General features: G+C 70.2%; 21 protein-coding genes. 11 read left to right on the top strand and 10 right to left on the bottom strand.

What is annotated here, in order from left to right; translation table 11 throughout:
• Positions 1 to 5: 5 nt before the first annotated feature.
• Positions 6 to 1,196 carry a hypothetical protein gene (locus tag EV193_RS02100; RefSeq protein WP_130342218.1) on the bottom strand — a complete coding sequence of 397 codons (1,191 nt, stop codon included), beginning with the start codon at positions 1,194 to 1,196 and terminating at the stop codon, positions 6 to 8.
• Positions 1,197 to 1,353: 157 nt separating this feature from the next.
• On the opposite strand from EV193_RS02100, the gene EV193_RS02095 reads away from it, so the two are divergent.
• The 4 genes from EV193_RS02095 to EV193_RS02080 all read left to right on the top strand — a co-directional run bounded on the left by EV193_RS02095 (position 1,354) and on the right by EV193_RS02080 (position 6,205).
• Positions 1,354 to 2,124: a cytochrome c biogenesis CcdA family protein gene (locus tag EV193_RS02095; RefSeq protein WP_130342217.1), complete on the top strand. Its 771-nt coding sequence runs from the start codon at positions 1,354 to 1,356 to the stop codon at positions 2,122 to 2,124.
• Positions 2,121 to 3,737 carry a cytochrome c biogenesis protein ResB gene (gene resB, locus EV193_RS02090; RefSeq protein WP_130342216.1) on the top strand — a complete coding sequence of 539 codons (1,617 nt, stop codon included), beginning with the start codon at positions 2,121 to 2,123 and terminating at the stop codon, positions 3,735 to 3,737. The genes EV193_RS02095 and resB overlap by 4 nt, the downstream gene beginning before the upstream one ends.
• Positions 3,737 to 4,705, top strand: coding sequence for a c-type cytochrome biogenesis protein CcsB (gene ccsB, locus EV193_RS02085; protein ID WP_242613088.1), 969 nt, complete (start codon positions 3,737 to 3,739; stop codon positions 4,703 to 4,705). The genes resB and ccsB overlap by 1 nt, the downstream gene beginning before the upstream one ends.
• Before the next feature lie 156 nt (positions 4,706 to 4,861).
• Entirely contained in the window at positions 4,862 to 6,205 is a 1,344-nt protein-coding gene (locus EV193_RS02080; protein WP_423202122.1) for a MinD/ParA family ATP-binding protein, read from the top strand.
• Positions 6,206 to 6,212: 7 nt separating this feature from the next.
• Here the strand turns inward: EV193_RS02080 and bla are convergent, their stop codons facing one another.
• From bla to EV193_RS02065, 3 genes are all read right to left on the bottom strand, one after another.
• Positions 6,213 to 7,127 carry a class A beta-lactamase gene (bla, locus tag EV193_RS02075; RefSeq protein ID WP_130342215.1) on the bottom strand — a complete coding sequence of 305 codons (915 nt, stop codon included), beginning with the start codon at positions 7,125 to 7,127 and terminating at the stop codon, positions 6,213 to 6,215.
• A 3-nt stretch (positions 7,128 to 7,130) separates the two neighbouring features.
• On the bottom strand, positions 7,131 to 7,319 hold the full coding sequence (locus EV193_RS02070; protein WP_130342214.1) for a hypothetical protein: 189 nt from the start codon (positions 7,317 to 7,319) through the stop codon (positions 7,131 to 7,133).
• 80 nt (positions 7,320 to 7,399) lie between these two features.
• A complete protein-coding gene (locus EV193_RS02065) occupies positions 7,400 to 7,606 on the bottom strand; it encodes a BldC family transcriptional regulator (RefSeq protein WP_130342213.1) in 207 nt (68 codons plus the stop codon).
• A 188-nt stretch (positions 7,607 to 7,794) separates the two neighbouring features.
• Between EV193_RS02065 and EV193_RS02060 the strand changes: the two genes are divergently transcribed.
• The 3 genes from EV193_RS02060 to EV193_RS02050 are packed head-to-tail and all read left to right on the top strand — an operon-like array spanning position 7,795 to position 10,084.
• Positions 7,795 to 8,256, top strand: coding sequence for an Lrp/AsnC family transcriptional regulator (locus EV193_RS02060; protein ID WP_130342212.1), 462 nt, complete (start codon positions 7,795 to 7,797; stop codon positions 8,254 to 8,256).
• Positions 8,253 to 8,546, top strand: coding sequence for a DUF4229 domain-containing protein (locus EV193_RS02055; protein WP_242613087.1), 294 nt, complete (start codon positions 8,253 to 8,255; stop codon positions 8,544 to 8,546). Before EV193_RS02060 ends, EV193_RS02055 begins: the two co-directional genes overlap by 4 nt.
• Positions 8,543 to 10,084 carry a phytoene desaturase family protein gene (locus EV193_RS02050; protein ID WP_130342211.1) on the top strand — a complete coding sequence of 514 codons (1,542 nt, stop codon included), beginning with the start codon at positions 8,543 to 8,545 and terminating at the stop codon, positions 10,082 to 10,084. The genes EV193_RS02055 and EV193_RS02050 overlap by 4 nt, the downstream gene beginning before the upstream one ends.
• Positions 10,085 to 10,090: 6 nt before the next feature.
• On the opposite strand, the gene EV193_RS02045 is transcribed toward EV193_RS02050, so the two are convergent.
• The 4 genes from EV193_RS02045 to EV193_RS02030 all read right to left on the bottom strand — a co-directional run bounded on the left by EV193_RS02045 (position 10,091) and on the right by EV193_RS02030 (position 14,137).
• Positions 10,091 to 10,585, bottom strand: a complete 495-nt coding sequence (locus EV193_RS02045) for a hypothetical protein (protein ID WP_130342210.1) — start codon at positions 10,583 to 10,585, stop codon at positions 10,091 to 10,093.
• A 42-nt stretch (positions 10,586 to 10,627) separates the two neighbouring features.
• Positions 10,628 to 10,879: a mycoredoxin gene (locus tag EV193_RS02040; protein ID WP_130342209.1), complete on the bottom strand. Its 252-nt coding sequence runs from the start codon at positions 10,877 to 10,879 to the stop codon at positions 10,628 to 10,630.
• Between the two features lie 35 nt (positions 10,880 to 10,914).
• A complete protein-coding gene (locus tag EV193_RS02035) occupies positions 10,915 to 13,089 on the bottom strand; it encodes a helicase domain-containing protein (RefSeq protein ID WP_165401180.1) in 2,175 nt (724 codons plus the stop codon).
• Positions 13,090 to 13,225: 136 nt separating this feature from the next.
• Positions 13,226 to 14,137 carry an SDR family NAD(P)-dependent oxidoreductase gene (locus EV193_RS02030; protein WP_130342207.1) on the bottom strand — a complete coding sequence of 304 codons (912 nt, stop codon included), beginning with the start codon at positions 14,135 to 14,137 and terminating at the stop codon, positions 13,226 to 13,228.
• 163 nt (positions 14,138 to 14,300) lie between these two features.
• Between EV193_RS02030 and EV193_RS02025 the strand changes: the two genes are divergently transcribed.
• The gene (locus EV193_RS02025; protein ID WP_165401179.1) at positions 14,301 to 15,416 is read left to right on the top strand and encodes a sensor histidine kinase; all 1,116 of its coding nucleotides are present in this window, start codon (positions 14,301 to 14,303) and stop codon (positions 15,414 to 15,416) included.
• Positions 15,413 to 16,060, top strand: coding sequence for a response regulator (locus EV193_RS02020; RefSeq protein ID WP_130342205.1), 648 nt, complete (start codon positions 15,413 to 15,415; stop codon positions 16,058 to 16,060). The genes EV193_RS02025 and EV193_RS02020 overlap by 4 nt, the downstream gene beginning before the upstream one ends.
• Positions 16,061 to 16,249: 189 nt before the next feature.
• Here EV193_RS02020 and EV193_RS02015 read toward each other — a convergent pair whose 3' ends face one another.
• On the bottom strand, positions 16,250 to 17,860 hold the full coding sequence (locus EV193_RS02015) for an alkaline phosphatase D family protein (RefSeq protein ID WP_130342204.1): 1,611 nt from the start codon (positions 17,858 to 17,860) through the stop codon (positions 16,250 to 16,252).
• A gap of 98 nt (positions 17,861 to 17,958) precedes the next feature.
• On the opposite strand from EV193_RS02015, the gene cds1 reads away from it, so the two are divergent.
• Both cds1 and EV193_RS02005 read left to right on the top strand, forming a co-directional pair.
• Positions 17,959 to 19,074, top strand: coding sequence for an L-cysteine desulfhydrase Cds1 (gene cds1, locus EV193_RS02010; RefSeq protein WP_130342203.1), 1,116 nt, complete (start codon positions 17,959 to 17,961; stop codon positions 19,072 to 19,074).
• A gap of 66 nt (positions 19,075 to 19,140) precedes the next feature.
• Positions 19,141 to 19,440: a hypothetical protein gene (locus EV193_RS02005; RefSeq protein WP_130342202.1), complete on the top strand. Its 300-nt coding sequence runs from the start codon at positions 19,141 to 19,143 to the stop codon at positions 19,438 to 19,440.
• Here the strand turns inward: EV193_RS02005 and EV193_RS02000 are convergent.
• A complete protein-coding gene (locus EV193_RS02000) occupies positions 19,409 to 20,284 on the bottom strand; it encodes a 1,4-dihydroxy-2-naphthoate polyprenyltransferase (RefSeq protein WP_130342201.1) in 876 nt (291 codons plus the stop codon). The genes EV193_RS02005 and EV193_RS02000 overlap by 32 nt on opposite strands.
• Positions 20,285 to 20,299 lie beyond the last annotated feature (15 nt).

Here is a 20,299-nt window from a genome sequence, read left to right as displayed (position 1 = left end):
CGTCCTCATCGTGGACACTCACCGATCCTGGTGATCAGGCGTTCGTAGAGATCGAAGTGCGGCAGCGAGCTCTTGGTGTGGTCGTTGCCGTCGGACGGTGACTCGATTCCGTGCTGTTCCAGTACCTTTGTGAGTGTCGGGCTGGCCGCACTATGGTGCGGTTCGAGTACCCGAAACCCCTTTTCGGCCGCTCGTCTCCGGAGCTCGTCGTTCGTTTCCAGCAGTTCCGCGACACGCTTTCCCGGGTCGGTGAGCGTGATGATTGTCGGCTCGGTCTCGAAGTGGCCGGCAGGGTAGAGCAGGACCCGGTCGGTGTCCGGCTTGCCGCGAGGTTGGCTCAGCTGATAGGCGAGGAACTGGTGTTCGTAGAACGCCACGATCGGATATGACTGCTTGCCCTCCGCGTTCCGGTAGAGCTGGAGTGGCTCGTCTGGCGTGAAGCCTTGGTCGAGGTACCTCGGCCGCAATTGTGCGGCGAACCTGTCGACTTCCTCTTGAGTGGTCAGGGTCCGGTAGCCGTTCATGGCGTACGCGACCAGCGCATGGTAATTGCCCGCCCCGTTCGACTTGCACACGTTCGTGGAATGCGCGAGAACCACGTTTCGGTTGGGTCGTCCGAAGTCGCCGATTCCCAAGTCGTTCCAGGTCGTACCCCGCTCGGTCAACTCGGTGAACTTCTTCAGGTCGATGGTGTAATAGAGGGAATCAGGAGATCCTTGGCCGTCGCGAAGCCAGGCGACACCTGCCCTGCGCAGGGCTTCCGCGTACGCTCGATAGGTCCCGAGCACGAGTGGGGTCGCGAATGGCGGGTTTCGGCCCGCGCTCGTGTTCAGTCTCTTCTCGATCATTTGCGTCGCCGGCCGTCCGGATGGAAACACGAAGTCGAACTCCTGGAGATCGTTCAGGGCCATTTCGCGTGATCCGCTTCTGGTCACCCGAAGGTCGATCCCGTGGTGGCGCAGGATTTCGAGCACCTTCGGATCCGTGAAGTAGTCGGCTTTGGAGGCCATCTTCGCCTTGACCACGGTCAGGGGTGTCGCAGCCTGCCGTGGCGGTCGGATGATCAACGTGCCGCCGACGATGAGCACCAGCCCGATGACGCCGAGCACCGCGGCCACCCTCCTCGGCGACCGTGGAGTCAGCGCGTGCGGGAGCGCCGGGCGCGGCTTGATCTCTAAGTGCGGCTCGTCGGCCACGAGTACCTCCCCAGGCAGGTCAACCCGTCGAGTATTGATAGCGGAGTGAACACGTTCGTGAACGGCGGGTAACGATTGTGACCTTACCGTAATAGTCGATCCGCCGCGGCGCGGTCCCGGAGGACGGCGGTTTCACCCAGGTCCTTACCCTCGTTGCGTGGATCCGACCGAGCTCGCTACCTCCGGCCCGCTGTTGCTGGCCAGCGGAGTGGCGCTGCTCGCGGGCACGATCTCGTTCGCGTCGCCGTGCGTGGTGCCGCTCGTCCCCGGATATCTGGCCTACCTCGCGGCCCTGGTCGGTGCGGAGGTGCCGGCGGTCGAGGCGGACGAGCAGCGCAAGAAGGGGCGCAATCGCGTGGTGCTCGCCACGCTGCTGTTCGTGCTCGGGTTCACCGTGGTCTTCGCGGCCAGCGTGGGCAGCATCGTGTGGCTTTTCGACGCGATGACGGTGAACCAGGATCTCCTGCAACGCATCGGCGGCGTGCTGACCATCGCCATGGGACTGGTGTTCCTCGGCATGGTTCCCTTGCTGCAGAAGGACATCCGGCTGCACCGCACACCGCGCGCCGGCCTCGCGGGCGCGCCGGTGCTCGGTGCCGTGTTCGGCCTCGGCTGGACGCCGTGCATCGGGCCCACGCTCAGCGGAGTCCTCGCCGTGGCCAACAGCACCGGCGGCTCCGCGGCGCGCGGCTACTGGCTGGTGCTCCTCTACTGCCTCGGCCTCGGCCTGCCGTTCCTGCTGATCGCCGCCGGCACCAGGTGGGCCGTGCGGGCCACCGGGTGGTTGCGGCGCAACGGAAGGACGGTGCAGTACGTTGGTGGCGGGATGCTGCTGGTGGTCGGTGTACTGCTGGTGACAGGACTGTGGGGCGACCTGGTGGCGTGGCTGCGCAACGCCGTGGTGTCGGACGTGAGGTTGCCCCTATGACTGTGGACGCGCCGGAGGCGCCGGCGAGCGCGCCACTGCCGCGCCGCTCCCGTCCGCGCCGGGTGCTGGACTTCCTGCGCAACACCTGGCGCGGGCTCACCTCAATGCGCACCGCCCTGGTGCTGCTGTTCCTACTGGCGCTGGCGGCGTTGCCGGGCGCGCTGCTGCCGCAGTGGTCGCTCAACGCGCAGCGGGTCACCGACTACATCGTCGCGCACGGCTGGTGGGGCCGGCTGCTGAACCAGCTGCAGTTCTTCGAGGTGTACGGCAGCGTCTGGTTCGCCGCGATCTACCTGCTGCTGTTCGTGTCGCTGGTCGGCTGCCTCACGCCGCGCACGTTCGAGTACGCGAAGGCGTTGCGCGCCAAGCCGGTGCTCACCCCGCGCAACCTCGGCCGGCTCCCGCTGAACCGCGAGTCCACTGTGGACACTCCGGTGGACGAGGTGATCGCGAGCGCCCGCACCCGGCTGCGCGGTTGGCGGACGGTGGAGCGCGAGGAGGACGACGGCTCGCGCACGATCAGCGCCGAGAAGGGCTACCTGCGCGAGGCCGGCAACCTGGCGTTCCACTTCGCCATGCTGGGGCTGATCGTGGCGCTGGCGGTCGGCAAGCTGTTCAACTACGAGGGCCAGGTGATCGTCCTGGCCAACGGCTCGCAGTTCTGCAACTCCGGGGTGGTCGGGTACGACTCGTTCGAGCCGGGGCTGACCGTGGACGGCACCGATCTGACGCCGTTCTGCTTGCAGGTCAACGGTTTTCAGGTGACATACCTGCCGAGCGGGCAGCCGGAGCACTTCCGCGTGGACATGAGGTACCAGTCCGAGGGTGATCTGACCGCCGGCACCTGGCGCGACTACCCGCTGGAGAGCAACTCGCCGCTGCGCACCGCCGGCGACCGGGTCTACCTGATGGGCAACGGGTACGCGCCGCGGTTCACCGTGCGGTACCCGGACGGGACCGAGCGCGTGGGGTTGATCCAGTGGCGGCCGGTCGACCCGTCGACGTTCCTGTCCGAGGGGGCGGTCAAGTTCGACCCGCCCGGCGTGACCGATCCGGTGCAGCGGCGGACCAAGCAGCTCGCGGTCACCGGGCTGTTCGCGCCGACCGCCGGGTTCGACGGCAAGGTGCTCACCTCGCGGTTCCCCGACCTGCTCGACCCGGCGGTCGCGGTGGACGTGTTGCGCGGTGACCTCGGCAACGACTCCGGCCGCGGCCAGTCGATCTTCAGCGTGGACCAGTCCATGGTGGACAGCGGGCGGTTGAAGAAGATCGCACGGGAGAACCTGCGGCTCGGCCAGCACCTCACGCTCGACGACGGCACCAGGATCACCTTCGACGGGGTCGAGCGGTTCGTGTCGCTCAAGGTCGCGCACGACCCGGCGCAGGACTGGGTGCTGGTGTTCGCCGTCGCGCTGGTGCTCGGGCTCGGCGTCTCGCTGACCATCAAGCGGCGCCGGTTCTGGGTGCGTGCGACCCGAATCACTCGGGACCAAGGTCCCGACCGTACGCTCATCCAGGTCGGTGGTCTGGCCAGGACCGACCAGGCCGGCTACGGCGAGGAGTTCGGCAGGCTCGCCGACGACGTGCTTCGCACGAGCGGGAGGGACACCTAGTGGTCGACGAGACGTTGGCGACCTATGGCGACTGGAGCCACGGCGCCGCCACTTTCCTCTATCTGATGGCCATGGCGCTGCACCTGGTCGAGTACGCGTTCGGCCGGCGCAGCACGCTGGCCGTGGCGGAGCCGGCACGTGAGCTGGCCACGGTCGGCGGCGGATCGTCCGGCACGACGATCACGCCCGGCGTGGTGCCGACCGAACAGGGACCGGGGCGGGTCGAGCGGCTCGGCCGCATGGGTGTCGCGGTCACCGTGCTCGGCGCGGTCATGCACGTCGCCTCGCTGGTGCTGCGCGGGGTCGCCGCCGGGCGTGCGCCCTGGGGCAACATGTACGAGTACGGCTCGCTGGTGTGCCTGGTCGCGGTGGTCACCTACCTCGTGCTGCTGTACAAGTTCGGCGCGCGCAAGCTGGGCGTGTTCATCCTCGTTCCGGTGACGTTCCTGATGTTCATCGGCGGCACGCTGCTGTACGCGCAGGCCGCGCCGCTGCAGCCGTCGCTGCGGTCCTACTGGCTCGTGGTGCACGTGCTGGCGGCCGCGGTGGCCAGCGGCGTGTTCATGGTGCCGGGTGTGGCGAGCGTGCTGTACCTGATCAAGGCGCGCAACGAGAAGCGCCCGGACAAGATGGTGAAGCTGGCCGGCAAGCTGCCGTCCAAGGACCTGCTCGACCGGGTGGCGTATCGCACCACGGTGCTCGCCTTCCCGGTGTTCACCTTCGGGGTGATCTGCGGCGGCATCTGGGCCGAGGCGGCGTGGGGCCGGTTCTGGGACTGGGACCCGAAGGAGACCGTGGCACTGGTCTGCTGGGTGATCTACGCGGCCTACCTGCACGCGCGGGCGACGGCCGGCTGGCGCGGCACCCCGGCGGCGGTGATCAACGTGGTCGGATTCGCCGGCACGGTGTTCAACCTCTTCTTCGTGAACCTGGTGACCTCCGGCCTGCACTCCTACGCCGGCGTCTGATTCGCGCGTTCGTGGACGGTGTGGTGGCCCCGGGCGCGCCGGGTGCGTGGCGTTGACGGACAATGCGGGGGACAGCCGTTCGACCACCTCGCGATCAGCGACTACGGTCGCACGGGTGGTGCGGTGTGACCCCGTTCGTCGAGGAGGATCCCAGCGGTGACTGGACGCTACGAGGATTCGGCGGGGCGGCACGTCGCGTGGGGTGAGCCGCCGCGCGAGGGTGAGCACACCGAGCCCGACTACGGCCCGCCGCCCGCCCACCTCGACGACGAATCGCCGACCGACTCGCGGCTGCACCCCGCGACCCCGCCTGGCGGGAACCCTCCGGTGCAGCAGCCCAACCCGGGCACGGTCTCCGGGCCGCACACGGTGTCACCCACCAGCTCACCCGTCCCACCCACGACCTCGGCCCCGCACGCCGTGCCGCCGAGCACGTCCGGCCCGCACCCGGCACCCGGCACGACGTCCGGCCCGCACCACGTGGGCGGCGGCCAGTCCGGCCCGTACTCCTACCAGCAGCAGCCGTCCTTCCCGCCCGGCGAGCACGGCGGCCAGCAGTCCGGCGTGCCGATTCACGACCTGTCCTCCGCGCGGCTGATCAAGCCGGCCAAGCGCAGCCCGCAGACCGGCTGGCGCAAGGCCGTGTACGTGGCCAGCGGGCACCTGATCAACCCGGGCGAGAGCCCGATGGACCGCAGGCGTCGCGAGCTGATCGCGCGAGTGAACCAGCCGCTGCGCGGGTGCTACAAGATCGCGATGCTGAGCCTCAAGGGCGGTGTCGGCAAGACCACCACCACGACCACGCTCGGCTCCACGTTCGCCTCCCTGCGCGGCGACCGGGTGATCGCCGTGGACGCCAACCCCGACCGCGGCACGCTGTCCCAGAAGATCCCGCTGGAGACCACCGCGACCGTGCGGCACCTGCTGCGCGACGCGAACCGGATCACCCGCTACTCCGACGTGCGCGCGTACACCTCGCAGGGCCCCTCAAGGCTGGAAGTCCTTGCCAGTGAACAGGATCCGGCTGTCTCCGAGGCGTTCAGCGAGGACGACTACCGGCGCACGGTGGCACTGCTGGAGCACTTCTACAACATCGTGCTCACCGACTGTGGCACCGGCCTGATGCACTCCGCGATGAAGGGCGTGCTCGGTATCGCCGACTCGCTGGTGATCGTGTCGTCCGGCTCGGTGGACGGCGCGCGCAGCGCCTCGGCCACCCTGGACTGGCTCGACGCGCACGGCTACGGGCAGCTCGTCCAGCGGTCCGTCGCGGTGATCAACTCGGTGCGGCCGAACTCCGGCTCGGTCGACCAGAACAAGCTGGCCCAGCACTTCGGCGCGCGCTGCCGCGCGGTGGTCCGCCTCCCGTTCGACCCGCACCTGGAGGAGGGCGCGGAGATCGAGCTGGACCGGCTCAACCGGGAGACCCGGCTCGCGCTGCTGGAGCTCGCGTCGACCGTGGCCGACGACTTCCCCAGCGACACCACGCGGATCAGGTGAGCCCGGATCAGGTAAGCGAGGCCACCGCGTAGCGGGCCGCCTCGGCGATCAGCGCCTGGTCGTAGGTGGCGTCCCGTGCCGGTTTGCTGGACATGATCGCGATCAGCAGCGGCGGCGTGTTCGGCGGCCACACCAGGGCGATGTCGTTCACCGTGCCGTAGTCGCCGGTGCCGGTCTTGTCCGCGACGACCCACCCCTGCGGCACGCCGGCCCGGATGCGTTGCGCGCCAGTGGTGTTGCGCTCCATCAGGTCGCGCAGGAAGGCGCGCTTGTCCGGCGGGAGCGTGTCGCCCAGCACGAGCCTCTGGTACGACGTGCCCAGCGCGCGCGGCGTGGAGGTGTCCCGAGGGTCGCCCGGTGTGGCCTCGGTCAGCGCCGGCTCGATCCGGTCCATCCGGGTGACCGTGTCGCCGATGCTCCGCAGGAACTCGGTCAGCCGCGCCGGTCCGCCGAGCTCGCGGAACAGCAGGTTGCCCGCGGTGCCGTCGCTGTAGCGCACCGCCGCGTCGCACACCTGGCGGATCGTCATGCCGGTGCTCACGTGCTGGCGGGTGATCTGCGAGCTCTTCATCAGGTCGGCCGGGGTGTACCTGACCACGGTCTCCAGGTGCGACATCGGGTCGCGGTGCAGCACCGCGGCCGTGGCCAGCGCCTTGAACGTGGAGCAGAACGCGAACCGCTCGTCGGCCCGGTGCGCGACGGTGTTGCCGGTACCGGTGGCCACCGCGAACACGCCGACGCGCGCGCCGAACCGCTGTTCCAGCTCGGCGAGGCGATCGTGCCGCTCGATCGGCGGGCGCGGGGTGGCGCCCTGAGGCGGTGCGGACGAAGGAGAAGGCACGGGCGTGTCGCCGCCGGTGCAGCCGGCCAGTGGAACGAGTGCGGCCGCGCCGAGGAAGGCGCGGCGGGTGAGGCGGTTCACGTACTAGGCCGGCGGGTCCTCGTCGGGCCGTTTGCGCTTCTCGTCGTCGAGCCTGCGCAGGAAGTCGGGGTCGTCGTCCGGCGCGACAGTCCGGCGCGGAGCGCTCACGCCGGTCTCGGACCGCATACCGAACGCTCGCCACAGCAGGACGGCGACTGTGAGTGCGCCGACCACGGCGAGCAGATACAACATCGAGGCCTCCTCCGGAACGTGCTTCCCACGAGGTTAGCTCGTTTCGCCGCCGGAGGGGGCGAGGGTCCCTTATGAACTCTTTACTCGGTGGCCGGTTCCGCTTCGGTCGTCAGCTCCGCGAGGAGAGCCTTCACCTCTGACTCGCGGAAACGCCGGTGGCCACCGGGGGTTCGGATGGAACCGATCCGCCCCGCGGTCGCCCACCTGGTGACGGTCTTCGGGTCGACGCGGAACAACGCCGCCACCTCACCCGGAGTCAGTAGCTGCTCTCCCACAGTTCCCGACACGACCCCTCCCTCCTGTGACCGACGCGGCCCCCGAGAGTCGCGCCTTACAGACAATCGTGCCATCCAGCCCATCGAGTACTCGAACGGTTGTCTGATAGCAAAGAGGAGGTAAAGGACAAATCGCCACAGCGGTGACACAGTCGGGGCACCGGGGGCACGGCCGACCCGAGCGGCCTACGCTGCTCTCCGTGGACGCAGTCGACCGCAAGATCATCGCAGCGCTCCGGGTCAACGGGCGGGCCAGTTATGCCGAGCTTGGACGGCAGATCGGGCTGTCCGCGTCGGCCGTGCACGAGCGGGTGGGCAAGCTCGAGGCGAACTCCGTGATCACCGGCTACCACGCCGTCGTCGACCCGTACGCGATCGGCCTGGGCGTGACCGCGTTGGTGGGCATCCACCCGGCCGAGACGGCCGACGAGGACAAGGTCGCCGACAGCCTCGGCAAGCTGCCCGAGGTGGAGTCCTGCTACGCGGTCGCGGGCGAAGAGGCGTTCGTCGTGAAGGTGCGAGTGTCCACAGTGGACGAGCTGGAGCGCACGCTCGGCCGGCTGCGCCGCATCGACGGCGTGTCCCGCACCCGCACCACGGTCGTGCTGTCCACGCGGTTCGAGGGCCGGCCGAACACGTCCTACGCCGCGGAGCAGGAGTGACGGCCGTGGACACACCGGACGCGCACCTCGGCCGCGATCTCACGCTGTACACGATCGCGCGGCTCGCGCTGGTTGCCGTGCTGACCGTGCTCCTGGTGCTGTTGCAGGTCCCGTTCCTGGTCGCGCTGGCCATCGCGCTGGTGCTCGGATTTCCCTTGGGGCTGTTGATTTTCCGCGGTCTCAACGCGCGGGTGACCGAAGGGCTGGCCGCCCGTGGCGCCGAGCGGCGGGCCGAGCGTGAACGGCTGCGCGCCGAGCTGCGCGGCGAGCAACCGCCGGACGAGCCGTGACCGACCGGTACGACGTGGTCGTGGTCGGCGGCGGGCACAACGCGCTCGTCGCGGCCGCCTATCTGGCCAGGGCCGGACGGTCGGTGCTCGTGCTGGAGCGGCTCGACCACGCCGGCGGCGCCGCGGTGAGTGCTGCGCCGTTCGCCGGTGTGCGTGCCCGCCTGTCGCGCTACTCCTACCTGGTGAGCCTGCTGCCGGACGCGATCGTGCACGACCTCGGCCTGCGGGTGAAGCTGCGCTCGCGTGCCGTGGCGTCGTACACGCCGACGCTGCGCGACGGCGATCCGGCCGGCCTGCTGGTCGAGCGCGACCCGGGTGCGGCGACCGAGGAGAGCTTCCGCGCGATCACCGGATCGACGGCGGAATTCCAGGCGTGGCAACGGTTCTACGGTGATCTGGAGACCGTGGCCGGGATCGTCGCGCCGACGCTGCTGGAGCCGTTGGCGTCCGAGGAGGACTTCCGGTCGCGGGTGGTGGCGGCCACCGGCGAGCGGGTCTGGGAGGGCCTGTTCGAGCGTCCGATCGGCGAGTGGATCGAGGAGACGTTCACCGACGACCTGGTGCGCGGTGTGGCGGCCACCGACGGGCTGATCGGCACCTGGTCGTCGGTGCGCTCGCCGAGCCTGTTCGCGAACCGGTGCTTTCTGTACCACGTGATCGGCAACGGCACGGGGGAGTGGCGGGTGCCGGTCGGCGGCATAGGTGCGGTGACGGCCGAGTTGACCCGCGCCGCGATCGAGGCGGGTGCGCGGATCGTCACCGACGCGACGGTGTTCGGCGTCGAGGCGGACGGGCGCACCGGCGAGGTGCGCTACCGGTACGGGGACGTCGAGCACACGGCCGGCGCGCGCTGGGTGCTGTCCGGGGTTGCGCCGTGGACGCTGAAGACGTTGCGCGGCCTGCCGACGAGCCCGCCGCCGGTGGGCAGCCAGATGAAGATCAACATGCTGCTGACGCGGCTGCCCAGGCTGCGCACCGGGGTCGATCCCCGGCTCGCGTTCGCCGGCACGATGCACCTCGACGAGTCCTATGTGGACCTGGAGAACGCTTACCAGGCAAGCGTTTCCGGCCAGGTCCTCGAGTTCCCGCCCGGCGAGGTGTACTGCCACACGCTCACTGATCCGTCCATTGTGGACGGTGAGCTGCACACGATGACGCTGTTCGGGTTGCACGCGCCGGCGACGCTGTTCGGCGGGGACAACGCGCGGATGCGCGACGAGCTGGTGCGCCGGCACCTGGCCGGGCTGAACCGCCACCTGGCCGACCCGATCGAGGAGTGCCTCGCCCGCGACGCGCACGGCCGGCCGTGCCTGGAGGCGCGCACGCCGCTGGACCTGGCCGACGAGCTGAACATGCCCGGCGGGCACATCTTCCACGGCGATCTGGCCTGGCCGTACCGCGAGGACGGCGACACCTGGGGCGTGTCCACCGACATCGCGAACCTGCTCGTCTGCGGAGCCGGCGCCCGTCGCGCCGGCGGAGTCAGCGGAATCGGCGGCCACAACGCCGCGATGGCCGTCCTGGCCGCCGATCGCTGACCTGGTTCAGTGGGTCAGGGGGCCGACTCGGAGGACGGCTGTTCCGTCCTCGTCGACGCTGTACAGGCTGATCTCGAAGCTCATGGGCGCCCCGAACCCCGCGAACGAACCGGATTCGGGGCCGAGGGTGAGCGTCGCGGGCCTGCCATCCGGGTAGCGCAGTCGGAAGTCGACTCCGGCCGCGCTGATCTTGACGATCGTGAACGTTGGCCGGCCGGCCCCGACCTTGATCGTCGCGTTGCGTTTCACCCGGACCTCGCACACGGCGTCCTCGCACGCTTTCAGGTTGCTGCCGTCCAGTGGAAACGGCGGAAACACATACGGTGTGCGTGACGTCGTCGACGTGGTCGTGGGCGTGGCGGTGCTCGGGAGGGTCGTGGCCGGGAAGGCGCTTGTGAGACTGCTGGTCGTTGTCGCGGGGGCCGCGGCGCGGACGTCCGGTGCACAGCCCGCGATGGCGAGCGCGACGACGACCAGGACCAGAACACGGAGCCGAACCATGGACGGCAACGTAGGGCCGGCGTCCCGGGACCTGTCCCGGGCTCAGGCGGCCAGGGTCTTCTTGACCTGGTCGATCGACGGGTTGGTGAGCGCCGCGCCGTTCGGGAAGTGCAGCGTCGGCACGGTCTGGTTGCCGCCGTTGACGCTCATCACGAACTGCGCCGCCTCCGGGTTCTGCTCGATGTCCACGATGGTGAACTCGATGCCGTCCCGCTCCATCAGCGTCTTCAACCGGCGGCAGTACCCGCACCAGGTCGTCGAGTACATGGTGAGCGTGGTGGGCGTGTCGGCCATCGTGTGCTCCAGGAGATCGAAGTGGTTCCGGAGGTTCAACGTCCGGCGGCCGCGAGACATTCCGGCAGCGGCTCGCTGTGCACGATCGTCAACCGCTGGGTCGCCCTGGTCAGCGCCACGTACAATTGTGCCGCGCCGTCGATCAGGATCCGGTGCGGCTCGACCACGATCACCGAGTCGAACTCCAGGCCCTTGGTCTCGTACGGACTGATCGAGCCCTCGATCCCGAGGTCGGCCGGCGCGATCACGGCGGTCGTGCCGGACGTGTACTCCGCGCGCGCCTTGGCGACGGTCTCGGCCAGCTCGGGCACCGGGACGTGCCAGGTGGACGGCCGGGTGCCGCTGGACCTGATCGACGTCGGCGGGGTCAGGCCGGGCCCGATCTCGGCGAGCACGCCGGCGGCCACGTCCATGATCTCGGCCGGCGTGCGGTAGTTCACGGTCAGCTGCCGGAAGGTCCACCGCTGGGCGACATACCGGGACAACACCGGCTCCCAGGCGCGTGAGCCGGCGGGCGACTCCCGCTGCGCGAGGTCGCCGACGATCGTGAACGACTTGCTCGGGCACCGGCGCATCAGCAGCCGCCAGTCCATCTCGGACAGTTCCTGCGCCTCGTCCACCACGATGTGCCCGTAGGTCCAGTCGCGATCGGCCGCGGCGCGCTCGGCCAGGACGCGACCGTCGCCCGAGCCGTGCCGATCGGCCAGCCGTTCCGCGTCCACCACGTCGGTGACCCGCAGCTGCTCGTAGTCCGGATCGCCCTGGTCGCCCAGGATCTCCATCAGTTCGGCGGCGTACTTGGCCTGCCTGCGCCGCTCGTGCTCGGCGGCGCGCTGGGCGCGGGCGGTGGCCGGGCCCTCGCCGAGCAGGTCGACCGCCTCGTCGAGCAGCGGCACGTCGGAGACCGTCCACGCGTCGCCGAGCCGGCGGTGCACGGCCTGCCAGTCGGCGTCCGGCCGGCCGTGGAAGGCCGCGCGCAGGCGCGTCTCGTCGCTCAGCAGATCGTGCAGGAACTCGGTCGGGGTCAGGTGCGGCCAGAGCTGGTCGACCGCCTTGGCCAGCGACTGGCTCTGCTTCAACTCGTGCAGCACGTCCTCGGCGAGATCGGCCCACAGCGGTCCGCCGCGGTCCTCCGGTTCGTCCAGCCAGCCCTCGCCGATATCCGCCACCGCACGCTCGACCAGCACCTCCACCACGTGCTTGCGGAACGCCGGCCGCGCGTCGTTGTGCGGCAGGCCGGTCGACCGCGCTCGCTCGCGCGCCGTCGAGACCAGCTCGTCGTCCAGCGGGACGGTCACGTCGTCCAACTCGATCGGGATCGGCTCGCCGGGCAGCTCCTGCCGGTCGGCCACGGCGGCGGCGAGCACGGCGAGCACGTCCAGCGATCCCTTGATCCGCTTGGCGTCCGCGTCGTCCTGCCTGGTCGTCCGCAGTCCGGGGAACAGCTCGCCGGGCGTCGCGAACACCACGTCGGTCTCGCCGAGCGACGGGAGCACGGCGCCGATCCAGCGCAGGAACGAGGCGTTCGGCCCGACGATCAGCACGCCGCTGCGCGACATCCGCTCCCGCTGGGTGTACAGCAGGTAGGCGACCCGGTGCAGGGCCACCGCGGTCTTGCCGGTGCCCGGCCCGCCGTCGAGCACCACCACGCCGTGGTGCGGCAGCCGGATGATCTCGTCCTGGTCGGCCTGGATGGTGGACACGATGTCGGCCATGGCCTCGGCGCGCGGCGCGTTGACCGCGTTCAGCAGCGCGGTGGACGCCTCGCTGTCGCCGCTGATGGAATCGCCGCCAAGCGGTTCGTCGGAAAGGTCGAGCACGTCCCGCCCTCGGGTGAGGAAATGGCGCCGGAACGCCACGCCCTCGGATCGCGCCGCGGTCGCGGTGTAGAACGCGCGGGACGCCGGCGCGCGCCAGTCGGTGAGCAGCGGCCGGTAGTCGTCCTCCTCGTCGAACAGCCCGATCCGGCCGATGTAGACGCGCTCGCCGTCGCTCATGGCCAGCCGCCCGAAGCACAGCCCACCGTCCGCCGCGTGCAGGCGGTTCTGCTTGGTGCGCAAGGTGTTGACCGCGACGTCGCGCTGGAACAACGCCTCGGTGTTGCCGCCCGTCTCGGCCTTCATAGCCGTCGTCAGCTCGGCGGCGGTGGACTCGCGCTCGGCGTCCAGCCGCTGGTAGAGCGCCTCCACATAGTCGCGTTCTGCCCGCAATTCCCGCTGCTTTGACAATTCGACCTCACCCGTGCTAACATGAATTAATATCCGCCAGGCAACGTCGTTGTTTGGCGGACTTTTCATTATTGCGCGAATGTCAAGCGACGGGCGTCACATTCCACCGGCGTGCCTGTCAGGGCGGCGGAAATCCGGGCGGAAACACCATCGGGCTGCCGGCGAGCGAGCCGCCGTCCACGACCACCGACGAGCCGGTCATGAACGGGAAACCGTCGGCCAGCGCGAGAATCGACGTCGCGATCTCCTCCGGCTCGGCCATCCGGTGCAGCCCGTGCACGTTCAGCGGTCCCCACGCCTTCTTGAACAGCTCCCACTGGTCGTCCGGGAGGCCGGGCGGTCGCACCAGCGGGGTGTCGGTCGTGCCGGGCAGGATCGCGTTCACCCTGATGCCCTTCGTGCCGTAGTCGAGTGCCGCCGACCGCACGATGCCCTGGATCGCGCGCTTGCTCGCTACGTACGCCGCGTTGCCCGGCCTTGCCCGCTCGGCGCCGGCCGACGAGGTGCAGATGATCACGCCACGTCCGGCGCGCAGCATGTGCGGCACCTCGTACTTGATCGACAGGAACACGCCGCGCGCGTTGGTCGACTGGATATTGTCCCAGTCGGCGACCGCCATCTCGTGCACCGGCTTGCCGCGCATCTCCACTCCGGCGTTGTTGAACGCGATGTCCAGCCCGCCGTACCTGGCCACGCCGCTGTCCACGAAAGATCGCACCTGCTCGGGAATCCGCACGTCGGCCTGGATATAGGTGGCCTCGCCGCCCGCGCGCCGGATCTCCGCCTCCACCTTCGCGCCGAGGTGCGCCCGCCGCCCACAGAACACCACCTTGGCACCCTCACCGGCGAACGCCTTCGCGGTGGCCTCGCCGATGCCGGACGTGGCACCGGTGATCAACACCACCTTGCCGGCGAACCGGCCTCGGGTGGCCCGTGTGGCTCCCGCGGTACCCGCCGTCACCGCCAGCCCCGCCGTGCCGGCCGCGGCCGCGCCGAGCAGTGCGCGCCTGCTGGTCGTCCTCTCGCTCATGTCGCCTCCCTGTAGGCGCGCCGATCGCGCCGTCGCCGACACCGTCCCGCGCGGCACCCGGTCGCGGCATCGGCGGCGAGGGCGGATCGACCGGCCGCACGGAGGAGCCGCCTCCTGCCGAAGGAGGAGGCCGCCCGCCGGTCGGCTCCCGTACTGTCGGGTCGTGACAGCACGCTGGCCGTGGTCCCCGCCGCGCCTGCTCGCGGTACCGGTGTGCGCCGCGTACCTGTTGGTGCACAACGGATCCACCGTGTCCACAGTGGACATCGCGGTGATGCTGACGGCCACCGTGCTGATCCAGGCCGGGGCCGCGCTGCCGTTCACCGTCGCCTGCGGCCAGGCCGGCCTGCTCGCGGTGGCCGAGCACGCCGGCACCGGCAGCGCGCTCGGCATGAAGTGGGTCGCCGGCCTCGCGCTGTTCGAGATCGCCGTCCGCCGCTGGGGCGCGCCCACCGCGGTCGCCGCGATCGCGCTGGCGGCCGCGTACCTGAGCCGGTTCGTCGACCCGACCGTGCCGCAGGACGTCACCGCCGGCCTGTTCAACATCACCGTGATGGTCGGCGTGCCCGTGCTGACCGGCGGCTACATCAGATCCGTGCGGCACGCCTCCGCCGAGGCCGACCGGCGAAGGGCACTGGAGATCGACTCGGTGAAGGCGGCCGAGCGCACCGCGATCGCGCGCGAGCTGCACGACGTGGTCGCCCACCACCTCGCCTCGATCACGCTCCGGGTCGGCGTGGCCCGGCACGTGCTGCACGACGCGGATCCGCGGGTGCGCGAGGTGATGGACGACGTGCACGCCAACGCCGGCCGCGCGCTCACCGACCTGCGCCAGCTCGTGTCCGCGCTGCGCGAGCCCGAGTCCGGCGGGCACCTGTTCGTCGAGCCGGAGGAACTGCCGGCGGTGATCGAGGAGGTGGTGCAGCGCAGCCGACGGGCGGGGCTGACGGTGGAGGCGACGATCGCGCCGACGGTGACCGACCTGGACGCGATGCGCGGGCTGACCGTGCTGCGGCTTGTGCAGGAGGGCCTCACCAACGCGGCGAAGCACGCCGGCCCGTCGGCGACCGTCCGGGTGATCGTGGGCGGCGGCGACGACGGCACCACGGTCGAGATCACCGACCGGCGCGACGGCGGGCCACCACTGTCCACTGTGGACGGACCGGGTCTGGGGATCGCCGGCATGCACGAGCGGGTGGCGCTGGTCGGCGGGAGCCTCGACGCCGGCCCGACCGTGGACGGCTGGCGGCTCGCCGCGATCATTCCGGGGCGATCGTGATCAGGCTCCTGCTCGTGGACGACCAGCACGTGGTGCGGGCCGGCCTGCGCATGCTGTGCGAGTCCGCCGACGACATCGAGGTGGTCGGCGAGGCACGCAACGGCGGCGAGGCGGTGCGCCTGGTGGCGACGGCCGCGCCGGACGTCGTGCTGATGGACCTGCGAATGCCCGGCACCGACGGGGTCACCGCGACCGCCACGATCATGGCGAGCCGCCCGTCGACCAGGGTCGTCGTGCTCACCACGTTCGACGACGACGAGCACCTCTACCCGGCGCTGTCCGCCGGAGCGTGCGGATTCCTCGCCAAGGACGTCGAGCCGGCCGAGTTGCTCGACGCGATCCGCAAGGCGGCGGCCGGCGACACCCCGTTCAGCGGGCCGGTACTGCGCCGGCTCGTCGGCGCCGCCGTGCGCGCCAGCGCGCAGGACACCGTGCGGTCACCCGAGTTGGAGATCACCGAACGCGAGTGCGAGGTGCTCGCGCTGATCGGCGCCGGGCTGTCCAACGCGGACATCGCCGAGCGCTTGCTGATCGGCGTGACGACGGTGAAGACGCACGTCGCGAACCTCATGGCGAAGACCGACAGCGCGAACCGGGTGCGGCTGGCCGTCGTCGCCGTGCAACACGGGCTCGTGGACGGTTAGGTGTGGCTGCTGAGCCGAACTTGACAAGCGCACAAACCCCTCTCCGCGTACTTTAGCCCGCTAAAGTCCGTCGGCCACGGAGAAAGCCCAGGTCACACAAGATCAGCAGGGGGTGGTGAATGTGAAGGTGATGCACATACGGCCCCACGCGGCGGTGGGGTCACCCTCACAGGCTCGTTCAACGCACTTTCAGCCGATCGGGGAGTACACCCGCTCGACGCGTTGGGTGCCGTCCTGCACGCGGTAGGAGCGCGCGTGCCGCAGCGTGCTGTCCGGCTTTGTCTTGTCCGCCAGGAAGAACCAGTCCACCTGTGCGGCCGACGGGGTCACCTCGAGCACGCACGCGCCGTGCGAGTCGAACTCCAGCCACTTCACGTGCCGGTTCAGCGCGGTGAGCCCGCCCTCGACGGCCAGCGTGAGCGTGCGCGGCGGCACCTTGAGGATCTCGTCCATGTTGTCCGAGGTGACCGAGGTCGCCACGAACTCGACGGCCACCGACTTGCTCAGCGGGTAGGTGCCCGCGTCGATCGGCACGTCGCACGCCCACGAGCTGTGAATGTCCCCGGTGAGGAACACCGTGTTGCGAACCTTGTTGTCCGCCAAGGCTTTCAGCATCCTGCGCCGGTCGGCCGCGTACCCGTCCCACTGGTCCGGGTTGACCGGGATGCCCTCGCTGGGCAGGCCGAGCAGCTTCGCCAGCGCGCCGGCCAGCTCGGGCGACAGCGGCGGCAGCGCCACCGGCGTGGCCATCACCGACGTGCCGACCAGCTTCCACCGCGCGCCGGAGGACACGATCCCGTCGATCAGCCAGTCGAGCTGCTCGCGGCCGGCGATCGTGCGGTTCGGGTCGTCGATGGCGCCGCCGTCGGTGTTGCTCACCTGCAACGAGCGGTACTGGCGCAGGTCGAGCATGGACAGCTCGGCGAGGTCGCCGAAGCGCAGCCGCCGGTAGATCTTGTCGCCGTCGTTGCGCACCGGCATCCACTCGAAGTACGCCTGCAGCGCGTTCGCTTTCCTTACGGCCCAAGGACCTTCGGGATCGGTGTGGTTCTGCGCGCCGCCCGCCCACGCGTCATTGGCGAACTCATGATCATCCCAGGTGACGATCCACGGGCACAGCGCGTGCAGCCGCGACAGGTGCGGGTCGGTCTTGTACTGCGCGTGCCGCCGCCGGTAGTCGGCGAGCGTGATGATCTCGTGCGCCGGGTCGTGCGGGCGGACGTCCTGCCCGTCCGGGTACTGCTTGCTGCCGTACTCGTAGAGGTAGTCGCCGGCGTGGATCACCGCGTCCAGGTCCCCGCGCTCGGCGAGGTAGCGGTACGCGGCGAAATGCCCGGCCTGCCAGTTGGAGCAGGACACCAGGCCGAACCGCAGCCGCGCGGTCGCGGTCGGGGCGGTCCTGGTCAGCCCGACGGGGGAGACCGCGCCGTCGAGGGTGAACCGGTAGGCGTACGCGGTGCCGGCGGTGAGGCCGCCGACGTCCACCTTCACCGTGTGGTCGCGTTCGGGGCCGGTGCGGATCAGACCGGAGGCCACGACGGTGCCGAACGTCGCGTCCGTGGCCACCTCCCAGCGAACGTCCACAGTGGACCCGACGCCGGAACCCGGTGTGGCGTCGGCACTCGGTGTCACGCGAGTCCAGAGCAACACGCCGTCCGGCAGCGGATCACCCGACGCCACTCCGTGCTGGAACACCTCGGCGGACCGGGGCGACGCGAACGCCACCGCCCCCACGGTCGCCACGCCCGCGACCGCCGCCGCGCCGCCTAATACCGTGCGTCGCCTGATCTTCTCGCTCATGGCCAGGTTGTCTACCACACCCAGGTGGCCTCAGGAGAAACGAAAGTCGGCGACTACGGGCCGTCGGTCGGCAAGGTGTCTCAGTAGGGTTGTCAGACATGACCTCTGTGGACCGATGTTGTGACACGACGAGGGACTGGGTCTGCGAAGCGGTGCGGATCATCGACGCCGACGCCAATCGCAGCGCCGACACCCACCTGATCCCGTTTCCACTGCCGGCGAGCTGGAACATCCAGCTGTACCTGAAGGACGAGTCGACCCACCCGACCGGCTCGCTCAAGCACCGGCTCGCCCGGTCGTTGTTCCTCTACGCCCTGTGCAACGGGTGGGTCACCGAGGGCACGCCGGTGATCGAGGCGTCGTCGGGGTCCACCGCCGTGTCCGAGGCCTACTTCGCGCGTCTGTTGGGGCTGCCGTTCATCGCGGTCATGCCGCGCACCACCAGTCAGGAGAAGGTGGAGCTGATCGAGCGGCAGGGCGGGCGCTGCCACTTCGTGGACGAGCCGAGCGCGATCTACGACGAGTCGCGCCGCCTTGCCGCCGAGCTGGGCGGGCACTTCATGGACCAGTTCACGCACGCCGAGCGGGCGACGGACTGGCGCGGAAACAACAACATCGCCGAGTCGATCTTCGAGCAGATGGCGCTGGAGCCGCACCCCGAGCCGGACTGGATCGTCGTCGGTGCGGGCACCGGCGGCACCAGCGCGACGATCGGCCGCTTCATCCGCTACCGCCAGTTGCGCACTCGGCTTGCCGTGGTGGACCCGGAGAACTCGGTGTTCTTCGACGCGTGGAGCAACGTCACGCCGGGGCTGACCGGGTGCAAGGGTTCGCGGATCGAGGGCATCGGCCGGCCGCGGGTGGAGCCGTCGTTCGTCGGCGACGTGATCGACCGGATGGTGCGCGTGCCGGACGCGGCGTCGATCGCGGTGATCCGCCGGGTGGAGCGGATGCTCGGGCGCCGGGTCGGCGGGTCGACCGGCACCAACCTGTGGGGCGTGTTCCAACTGGTCGCCGAGATGGTCGCGGCCGGGCGCTCCGGCAGCGTGGTGACGCTGCTGTGTGACGGCGGCGAGCGGTACGGGCATACCTACTTCGACGACGACTGGGTCGCCGCGCAAGGGCTGGACCTCACGCCGCACGAGGCGGTGCTCGAGGAGTTCCTGGCCAGCGGCGTGTGGCCGAGCCCGGCGGAACCGGCGGCGGCGACCTAGGGTCCTGCCCCGGACGAAGGGAGAAAACGCCGTTCGGGGGACGGATCAAGGGGGCCGGTCGCGTGGGTGGCGTACACCTGGCAGGGCGGCCACCTGCAGTTGGACAAGAAGCGCCGGGCGAACGGCACCTGCACGGTGACGCCGGCGTCCGGTGAGCGGCGGACGGTCGACGAGTGGCAGCGGGCCGGCCGGTACAGCGGGCTGGTCGAACTGGATCCGTGGTTCTCCGGTTCCGCGCGGGTGCAGTGCACCATGGACGTCACCGTGCGCACCGGGTTCTGGGCGACGCTCAAGCGCCTGGTCAGCGGTCCGCTGATCTACGTGATCGTCGTGATCAGCCGACGGCGGCGAACGCCCCCGCGGTGAGCAGCGCCCAGACCAGCATCGCCATCGAGGTGTCGCGCAGCACCGGGATCAGCGCCATGCCCGACGCGCCACGGGTGACCCGGCGCGCCGACGGGACCACGAGCACGGCGGTGAGCAACCCGAGCAGGGTCCACGGCGTGGCGAACGCGGACGCGATGGACACCGCGAAGGGTACGGAAACCAGTGCCAGGTAAAGGATTCTGGTGCGCCCGTCGCCCAGCCGCACGGCCAGCGTGCGCTTGCCGGAGACGGCGTCGGTGGGCACGTCGCGCAGGTTGTTGGACACCAGCACGGCGGCCGAGAACGAGCCCATCGCGACCGCGCCCGCCGCGCCGAGCCAGCTGATCTGTCCACTTTGGACGTACAGCGTGCCGAGCACGGCCACGAGCCCGAAGAACAGGAAGACGGCCGCTTCACCGAAACCGGAGTACCCGTAGGGCTTCGCGCCGCCGGTGTAGTACCAGGCGCCGGCGATGCTGACCGCGCCGACGGCGATCAGCCACCAGTGTCCGGTGACCGCGACCAGCACCAGCCCGGCCACTGCTGCGACGGCGAAGCAGGCGAACGCGGCGGCGCGCACCGAGGTCGGGCTGGCCACGCCGGAGCCGACCAGCCGCAGCGGGCCGACTCGTTCGGCGTCGGTGCCGCGCACGCCGTCGGAGTAGTCGTTGGCGTAGTTCACGCCGACCTGCAGCGCCAGCGCCACGAGCAGCGCGAGTAAGGATTGCCACCAGGAGAACGCGGACAGCGCGGCCGCCGCTCCCGCGCCGAGCAGCACCGGTGCCACGGAGTTGGGCAGCGTGCGGGGCCGGGCGCCCTCGATCCACTGTGCGGTCGTTGCCATGTCGGACATCTTGCC

Origin of the sequence: Herbihabitans rhizosphaerae (assembly GCF_004216555.1) — a bacterium.
GTDB classification, from domain to species: Bacteria; Actinomycetota; Actinomycetes; order Mycobacteriales; family Pseudonocardiaceae; genus Herbihabitans; species Herbihabitans rhizosphaerae.
Note: the sequence above shows the minus strand (reverse complement) of the source record. Positions and strands in the feature narration are given on the sequence as shown.